Below are 9412 nucleotides of genomic sequence, written 5' to 3'. Positions count from 1 at the left end.
TTCTTACAGGTGTTTAATTAAATATATTTGTCTAATAATCTGTATCGATTATTTAGGACTAGTCAAAATTTCACTAGCAATATGATCGCACTACCGAGAGAAGGACGATCATCTATTTTTCTATTGTAAAAGCTTATATAATCTGGCTAAAAACAAAAATATACCACCTAATAGGAAAAGAAACCTATACTTCTTCATTGCTAAATAGTTTTCATTTTTTGTAATCATTAAAAATACTCCCCACGCAATAAGAATAATGGGTACTATCAAATATGAGATATTGTTCTGCATTGAAAAAAGTTAAAAAAATATTTTAATAAAATAAATTAAAAATAAAAATGCGTAAAAGTATTAACAAAAATACTGATTCCAGATAAGACTTATCAAAATAATCCTCTTTGTCTGTTAACTCCCTTCTGGCGCGAGCGTCGCGCTGATTAATAATCTCTATTGACTTAAAAAAATATTATAAATATACCTTTTTTCTAATTCTGAAATAAAACTATATTAGCATCTCATTTAAAAATAAACTAACCAACCAATTTCAAAATATGATACGTAAAATCTCATTGCTTTTTATAATTGTTTTTTTATTTCAGAGCTGTAATATAGGAACCTCTGGAGTTAATAAAAATGAAAATATTGCTGGCGATAAAAGAGAAGAAATCAAGCTCTTAAATGATCAATTATTCAAAGCTATAATGAGCAATGACAATAAAGGTGTAAGAGCATTACTAGCGAATGAGCTTGTAAAAAAAAATGGCAATGAAATAGATAACTTAGTAAAACAAGTTAGCACTTCTTTTCAATCCAAAAGTTATAGAATTCTGGATGAATATAATGTTGAAAATTCGACAACAGGCATCAGTAATACTATACCAATGGGCACTAAAGACAGTGATTTCGTTATTAATTATTTAGCAATGAACAAGGATATGTATGTATCATTATTAATACCCAATGGACATGACAATGAGCTATTGATAACTGTAATCTATGGCAAGTACGACAATCAATGGAAGATCAATATTTTGTATGCCGGACAATATAATTTATTAAAAAAAGGCCCTGCTGAATACTACAAATTAGCACAAGAAAATTATAACAGATCTTACTTGATCGATGCAATAAACTACGTTAGTTTAGCAAAACAGTGTTTAAGACCTGCTAGTGATATTATCAAATATCAAAATGAAAACGAAATCAATAATTTTTATGATAATTTATTAAAGGAAGCCAACTCTAAATTTACTTTGCCATTAACCCTTGAAAGTGTAGATAGCAAACCTAAAGTTTACAGTATTTATCCTGAAGTTGCAGCAGAAGGATACATCCCAAGTATTGACTATGTTACAAGCATTAACTTAGACGATACTATAGCGCTAAAAACAGAAAAGGATAAAATGAAAAAAGAGATAAAGAATCTATTTTCAGGCATTTATAAAAATAAAAAAGGTGTTTTTTATAGAGCTTTCAGCGAATTGCCTGATGGAAATAAACCAAGAAAATACTGTAAAATGTTTGATAAAATAACTAAGTAATTCTATTTTTTTTACAATTATAAAAAAGGGGGCAAAACAAACAAAGTTTTGCCCCCTTTTTTATATTAAAGACCACATTTACTAACTGAATTTTTGTTTAAATATACAACTCATCAAAAAACTCTCATGATCGAACGTAATTCTATAAAGAAAATTAAAATGTAATTTTCATCGCTTTTTAATCACTGATTTTTAGCTATTTACAAGTCAATCAATGCATTTCATTTTTAAAATGGGTTGCATAAACCGTTATTGTTTTTTATTTTTATGGAATCTGATGAAACTCTAATCATCCGATTTAATATTTTAAAATAGGAGAAATTTAAAATGAGCAACGACAAAAAACTAAAAGCTGTAGCTTTCGGAGAAGTACTTTGGGATATTTTTGATAATGTGAAAAAAATTGGCGGAGCGCCTTTAAATGTAGCGCTTCGTATGAAAGCCCTTGGCGTTGATTCTAATATGATTAGCTGTGTAGGAAATGATGCAGATGGAGAAGCAATTATAAATGAAGTCCATAAATTAGGCTTAGAAACAAAAACAATTCTAAAATCTGATGATTTCCCAACGGGTTTAGTAAACGTAACATTGGACGAAAGTAAATCTGCAACTTATGAAATTCTTTATCCTTCAGCTTGGGATAAAATTATTCTAAACGAAGAAGCGAGAGAATTAGTCGTAAACTCAGATGTTTTAATTTATGGAAGTTTGGTCTGCAGAGATGACGTTTCTAGAGAAGCTTTGGACGAATTGCTCAACACACACACTTATAAAGTTTTTGATGTTAATCTTCGAAAACCACATTATAATTACGAAATTCTACAGCACTTAATGCAGTCGGCTAATTTTATCAAATTTAATGATGAAGAGCTAATGGAAATCAGCGCTGCTTTAGATTCTCCTTACAATACTTTAGAAGAAAATATGAATTTCATCTGTTCTTTAACCAATGCCACAGCAATTTGTGTTACGAGAGGAAAAGATGGTGCTTTGCTTTTATGGGATAAACATCTTTATGAAAATGAAGGTTATACGGTAAAAGTTGAAGATACGGTTGGTGCTGGAGATTCATTTTTAGGCGCATTGATTACTTCTCTTTTAAATGGAAAAGAACCGCAAGCAGCCTTAAATTTTGCATGTGCAACGGGAGCTTTGGTCGCTGGATCCGCAGGTGGAAATCCTGAAATTTCAATATTTGACATTGAGAATCTGATCAATAAAAATTAATATTCCTTTAGATATGATAATCAAACCCGACAGGTTTTAAAAACCTGTCGGGTTTCGTTATAAAATATAGAAAGTTAATATTTATGAATTGCCTTCAGCTTTAACTGGAGGTTAAAATTTCTGCTATAAAAAGGCTTTAGCCAAATAATACTTTTAGGCTAAAGCTGGAGGCAATTGAAAAAATTGCTTTTATTTAAAACCATTTCCTTTTTATAGTTAAAACATACATCTTTCCTTCTAAACATGGGAAATATGTAAATTTAAAATGTAATTATTTCTTCTTAATCAATATAGGCGCAGTAACTTGTGATTTCAAAATTATTAATGAAGAATGATGAAAAAACTACGAATTTCACTTATCAATATACACGGACTTTTGAAAGGTTCTGGTCTCGAAATCGGTCGAGATGCTGACAACGGAGGTCAGACCAAATACATATACGAATTAGCAGAATTTTTATCGCAACATGAAGATGTAGAACACGTTCATATTTTTACAAGATTAATAGATGATCCCGCTCTTTCGCCAGAATACGCTGTACCTGTAGAAATTATCAATGATAAATTGGACATAAGGCGAATTCCGTTTCTGGGAAAAAAGTATCGAGCAAAAGAACAGCTTTGGGAAGGTCTAGATACTTTTGTGAACGGCGCAATGCAACACATTAAACAGCACAACATTTTCCCAGATTGGATTCACTCTCATTATGCTGACGCGGGTTACGCTGCAGCCGAATTATCAGCAGTTTTAAATATTCCTTTCGCCCACACAGGACATTCTTTAGGATTCTACAAAAAGAAGAAATTAATCGAAAGCGGAGAAACGGAAGAAGATCTTGAAAAAAAATTCAAGTTTAAAGCCAGAATTGCCGCCGAAGAAAGAACCTTAGAACTCGCAGAATTTATTGTCACTTCTACCGAACAGGAAATTGAAACCTACAAAACCTACAAAAACTTCGAACTAGGAAAATACCACGCCATCTCTCCAGGAATTGACACCAGAAAATTTGTTCCATATTATTATCAAGAAAATGATTCGGATAAACATATGGAAGAAGCGCAACGAAAATATTGGGTTGCCGAAAGCATTTCTAAATTTTTAACCAATCCGCACAAACCTATTATTCTGGCACTTTCACGACCTGACCGTCATAAAAATTTGAATACCTTAATTGAAGTTTACGGAAAAGACAAAGAACTCCAAAGCATGGCCAATCTGGTCATTTTTGCTGGTATTCGAAAAGACATTGCTAAAATGCCCGAATCAGAAAAGAACGTTTTAACCGATTTGCTTCTTTTGATGGATAAATACGATTTGTACGGAAAAATGGCAATTCCGAAGAAACATGATGTCGAAAATGAAGTATCTATCATTTATCGTTATGCTGCAGAAAAAAGAGGCGTTTTTGTGAATTTAGCTTTGCATGAAAACTTCGGCTTGACCGTTATCGAATCGGCTAGTTCGGGGCTTCCAGTTGTGGTGACAAAAAACGGCGGACCTTCAGAAATTATTCCGGTTTGCCAGAACGGAGAATTGGTAAATCCGCAAGAAGAAAGTCAGATCAAAAAAGCGCTACGAAATATTTTAACTGATGAAAATCAATGGAAATATTACTCAAATAATGGCGCAATTAATATTCAGAAACATTACAGTTGGGTAAGCCACATCAATCATTATGTAGATTTAATCAATGAAAATCTATCGGTTTCCTCGACTGGAATCAAAAAACAGCATTATCCAAATATCAATATAAGCCGACTTAAAAGAAAAATCGATCACTTATTGGTTTCAGATATAGACGGAACTTTAATTGAACCCAAACTAGCAAATCCAGGTTTGAAAGAATTAAAAGCTCATTTAACCAATCGTACCGAAAAAATGGCTTTTGCAATGGCTTCTGGACGCAATTTGGCACTCGTAAAAAAAGTAATTGACGAAGAAGAATTCCCTCTACCCGACTTTATTATTTGTTCAGTCGGAACCGAAATCTATTATACAAACGGAACGGATTATATTTTGGATAAAGGTTGGGCCAAGTTTCTCTCTGGAAGATGGAAAAGAGAAGAAATTGTCAATAAACTGAAAGGCATAAAATGGATTAAACTCCAGGAAGAAGAAGCGCAAAATCCTTTTAAAATCTCTTATTATTATGATAAAGAACATTACAATCATGATGAGTTAATTCAAATTTTAGGAACAGGCTGGTACAAAGTCAATATTATTCCGAGCCATGGGCAGTTTTTGGATTTTATTCCGAAAAGAGCTTCTAAAGGAAATGCCATTAAGTTTTTATGCCGAAAATGGTCGATTCCTTTAGGAAATGTAATTGCTGCGGGGGATTCTGGAAATGATGTTGATATGTTTAGAGGGCCAGTGAAAGGAATTATTGTCGGAAATCGAAGTTCTGAACTTGCCGATTACGAAACATCTAAAAGTATTTATGTTGCTAAAAATTCAGCTTCAGAGGGAATTTTGGAAGGTTTAAAACATTATAAAGTCATAAAATAATTCATTCGGTGAAGATGAATTATTTAAACACATAGAAACATAGATTTTATTCTGAATTAAAAGAGAGTATTAAAGAAACTAGTTTCTAACACATAGTAAACGAGAAGTCAACTTTGTCAAAGTTCAAAACTTTGACAAAGTTTAACGGTTAAAAGATCTATGTTCATTTTAACTAAATAAAATGCCTTTTTTTACTGAAAGTAAAACTATGAATCTATGTGTTTAAAAAATTAAAAAATATACTAACAGTTTAAAATAAATAATAAAATGTATTCAGGTTCAGGATTTAGCAATTGGGAAATTGGAGATGTTGATGTATTTATAGATGAAAAAGGAATTCATCATTTATTTCATTTAATTATTCCCAATCACGATTATATTGCTCATGCCGTTTCAAAAGATGGTCTTTCGTGGAAACGAGTAAAAAACGCTTTATTTGTTGGCGATCCAGGAGAATGGGACGATGATATGTTGTGGACGATGCATATCAGCAAAAAGTCGGATGGCGAAGGTTATGAAATGTATTATACTGGCCTTAAACGCCAAGATAAAGGAATCGAACAAAAAGTAGGAAGGGCAATTTCTACCGATTTGCTTACTTGGAAAAAAGAAAATCTATACGGACTTCCGTTTAAAAGTGAAGCTCCTCATTATGAAGGTCAAAATAACAATCCACGACAATGGATTAGTTTTCGTGATCCATTTAAATACCAATACAAAGGAGAAGATTATTTGTTAATCTGCGCCCGAAGTGCCTCTGGACCAACATACCGCAGAGGCTGTATTGGTGTAGCAAAAAGAGAAAAAGAAGGTTATGTACTGCAAAAACCGCTTCACATTCCGTATGTTTATGATGATGTTGAATGTCCGTGTGTTTTTGAAATTAAAGGAACGCATTATCTCTTAGGATCAATTCGAGAAGACATAAAAGTTCGTTATTGGTCTTCTGGCGAATTTAGAGGAGAATATTCTGCTTTTCATAATAATGTTTTAATGCCTCAAGGAAACTATGCTGCGAGAGTTGTAAAAAACGGAAAACACTTTTTGGTTTATAATTTCTATTTTGCAGACGGAAATGTCAATACACATCGTGTGATTCCGCCACCAAAAGAATTGGATGTCGATAAAAGCGGAAGACTTCTTTTGAAAAGCTATTATTATTGGGAAAAACTATATCAGAAAACCATACTTCAAAAAGATTTGCCTCTCCCCTTACCTATTTTAGGAAATCCGACAGCAGAATTTGTTTTGGAAAATGAAAACAAATGGCGATTTGGATGCCGAAGCGGTTATGAAATTTATGGCTTCGAAAAACCTTCAAACGATTTTGTTTGGGAAGGAACATTGTCTGTTGAAGGAATGGGAAAAACAGGCTTTGTAATTGAATGTGATAAAGAAGGAACCGGATATTATATTTCGATTGATTTTATGAATGGTTTCGTGCAATTTAGAGCATGGGGATTTAATGAAAAAGATGTCAAGAATAATTTTATCTTTGAAAACATCCAAACCAATCAATTCGAAATTAGTGACGAAAAACAGATTTCCTTCAAAATTATCCGCTACGGAAATTATTATGAACTTTCGATAAATGACATTGTAAAACTAACTTTATTGGATTTTAAATACAATGAAGGAAAAGTAGGGATTTATGTCTGTTCGGCTGTAATTTCGATAAGCAATTCTAAAATTCACGTTATTCCAGAACCAGAAAACGAATATGCAGCTTCTGATCCTGAAAAATATGATAATGAACTTCAGCCAAATTCTTTAATTTAAACAATCATTGCAGTTAAATTTAAACACATAGAAACATAGAATTTCTGGTACTTAAAAAAGGCATTTTCACTTATATAATAATTCACATAGTTTTTCGTGCTGAACTTTGTCAAAGTTTTAAACTTTGACAAAGTTGTCGTAACAATCTTCACAAAAAATATAAAGAACAGGATAAGAAAGCTGTTTTTATTTTGAAAGATAAAACTTATATTGGCGTTTCAAACTGATAATTTTAAAAAATGCCACATAGCCCTTCTCCAGAAGATGTAAAGAGAATTTTCGAAAATTATTTTACTGCCGATATGAATATCTGGGCAGGATTTTCGGAGAAAATTAAAGTTCGTGAATTTGACAAATCTGAAATCATAAAAGATTATCATAGCGTCGAAAAATATCTCAATATTATAATTAAAGGATCAGCTGGACTATTTGTTTGGGATGGTAAAAGAGATATTTGCATCAATCTTCTTTATGAAAAGAGTTTTATTAGCGATTATATGTCTTTTCTAAATCAGAAGCCATCAGTTATTAAAACAGAAGCTTTAGAAGATTTAACGCTTTGGTCCATTTCGCTTCAAGATCTAAATGAATTGTACCAAAGATCTGAAACAGGTTTACGAATCGGAAAAGCTATTTCTGAAATACTTTATGTGCGTAAACAGCAAGAACAAATTAATCTATTGACGCTTTCTCCGCAAGAACGTTATTTAAAACTTATAGAAGGACGTCCAGAAATTTTTCAAAGAACACCTCTTAAAATCATCGCTTCATATTTGGGATTGACGGCAGAAAGTTTAAGCCGAATTCGAAAAAGAGTTATGGAAAAATGATTTCTTACCCAAAGTCAATTTTATTTTCATTTTCACTCGCTAAGTTTGCTTCACTAAACCAAACAAATTTAAAACGATGAAAAATAAAATCAACTTTGGCGCTATTATAGTTTATTATGTAATTGCTGTAATCTGCAGATATGCAGCCGTTAAAACTAATTTATTATCTGGAATAGAAAATCCATATTTAGTAATTTTACTTCGCGGTGTTGGTCCAGCTTTGGGTGCTTTGGCAGCAATAAAAATATTCTCTCTTAACAATCCAATGTCGTTAAAAGGAATTTATAAAAATGCAATTGTTCCGTTTGCCGTTTATTGGATTCTTCCAGCTGTTTTAATTGCAGGTGTTTATTATTTCACAATCGGTAAATTCCCAATTTTACTTATGTTTACTGTTTTAGTTTACGGACTTTTAGAAGAAATCGGTTGGCGTGGATTTTTGCAAGAACAATTAAAATCGCTTCCTAAATTTACTTCAATCTTGATTATTGCAATACTTTGGTTTGCATGGCATTTAAATTTCGAAACAACTCCAAGCAATATGATTTTCTTCGGAATCATTTTCTTTGGAACTTGGGGAATCGGAAAAGTATATACTTCTACAGGATCGTTATTGGCAGTTGCAGGAGTGCATTCTCTAAACAATTTCTTCCGTAATGGTTTGCATGAAACAGAACTTACTTTAATCGTAGTTTTATTAGTAATATGGGTTGGTTTTATTATTCTTTATAACAGAAAATTTAAAACTGTAGTAAATCCTGCATAGACTTTAAACCCCAAACTTTGTCAAAGTTTAAAACTTTGACTTCAACAAACCTTTATCTTCAATAAAATAACCACAATCATTGTCATTTCGACGAAGGAGAAATCTCCACAAGTAGCTCCGCAACGAAAATCCAATCTTTGTCGAGCTTCTCGCGGAGATTTCTCCTTCGTCGAAATGACAAAAATGTGAAAACCAACTTTATAATTTATCTTTCCTCGAAGTTCTTTACTCCCACTTTGACAAAGTTGACTCCCAATTTAATACGTGTTAAAAATTATTCTCCCTTAATTTAACCGTTCTGTAGTTTCCATTCTCAAACAATGTTCACTTCCTAAATACAAAGGATTTCCATGTTTCTCAGACCAAAATCCGTCTAAAACATCTTTTGTAATACATCTATAAACCGCAACTCCTTTATAGGTTTTATTGTCATCGCCTTTGTAACTAAAATTAATGACCAAAATATTATCTTTAAAGAAACCAGTTCCTTTTTGTTTATGCGAATTGATAAGCCAATCTGCCTTTATGCGATTGTTTTTATCTAAAGTCAGCGTCAAAACACCTTGGTATGTTATTTCATTACTTTCGTCCTGATTGCTTCCAGAAATGGAATAAGTACCTACTAAATCTTGTATTGTCATTTATTTAACCGCTATTTTTCAGCAAAAGTAAAAATTATCTTTTAAATCATTTTTTTTCTAATAAAAACGCATTCCAATCTTTTAAGATAAAAGTTGAAATTTTGTTAATTTCTTATAGA

General features: G+C 32.0%; 7 protein-coding genes. 6 read left to right on the top strand and 1 reads right to left on the bottom strand.

The window, feature by feature from the left end; genetic code table 11:
* Positions 1 to 551 precede the first annotated feature (551 nt).
* The 6 genes from DM444_RS04000 to DM444_RS03975 all read left to right on the top strand — a co-directional run bounded on the left by DM444_RS04000 (position 552) and on the right by DM444_RS03975 (position 8652).
* Positions 552 to 1541: a hypothetical protein gene (locus tag DM444_RS04000; protein WP_111284222.1), complete on the top strand. Its 990-nt coding sequence runs from the start codon at positions 552 to 554 to the stop codon at positions 1539 to 1541.
* A 327-nt stretch (positions 1542 to 1868) separates the two neighbouring features.
* The gene (locus tag DM444_RS03995; RefSeq protein WP_111284220.1) at positions 1869 to 2768 is read left to right on the top strand and encodes a carbohydrate kinase family protein; all 900 of its coding nucleotides are present in this window, start codon (positions 1869 to 1871) and stop codon (positions 2766 to 2768) included.
* Positions 2769 to 3099: 331 nt separating this feature from the next.
* Positions 3100 to 5277, top strand: a complete 2178-nt coding sequence (locus DM444_RS03990) for an HAD-IIB family hydrolase (protein WP_111284218.1) — start codon at positions 3100 to 3102, stop codon at positions 5275 to 5277.
* Positions 5278 to 5544: 267 nt separating this feature from the next.
* Positions 5545 to 7056 (top strand): glycoside hydrolase family protein, encoded by a 1512-nt coding sequence (locus DM444_RS03985; RefSeq protein WP_111284216.1) that lies wholly within the window; start codon positions 5545 to 5547, stop codon positions 7054 to 7056.
* Between the two features lie 239 nt (positions 7057 to 7295).
* Positions 7296 to 7886, top strand: a complete 591-nt coding sequence (locus tag DM444_RS03980; RefSeq protein ID WP_111284214.1) for a Crp/Fnr family transcriptional regulator — start codon at positions 7296 to 7298, stop codon at positions 7884 to 7886.
* Positions 7887 to 7962: 76 nt separating this feature from the next.
* Entirely contained in the window at positions 7963 to 8652 is a 690-nt protein-coding gene (locus tag DM444_RS03975; protein ID WP_111284212.1) for a CPBP family intramembrane glutamic endopeptidase, read from the top strand.
* A gap of 284 nt (positions 8653 to 8936) precedes the next feature.
* On the opposite strand, the gene DM444_RS03970 is transcribed toward DM444_RS03975, so the two are convergent.
* Positions 8937 to 9293 carry a hypothetical protein gene (locus tag DM444_RS03970; protein ID WP_111284210.1) on the bottom strand — a complete coding sequence of 119 codons (357 nt, stop codon included), beginning with the start codon at positions 9291 to 9293 and terminating at the stop codon, positions 8937 to 8939.
* Positions 9294 to 9412 lie beyond the last annotated feature (119 nt).

Origin of the sequence: Flavobacterium ginsenosidimutans (assembly GCF_003254625.1) — a bacterium.
In the GTDB taxonomy this organism is placed as follows: domain Bacteria; phylum Bacteroidota; class Bacteroidia; order Flavobacteriales; family Flavobacteriaceae; genus Flavobacterium; species Flavobacterium ginsenosidimutans.
Note: the sequence above shows the minus strand (reverse complement) of the source record. Positions and strands in the feature narration are given on the sequence as shown.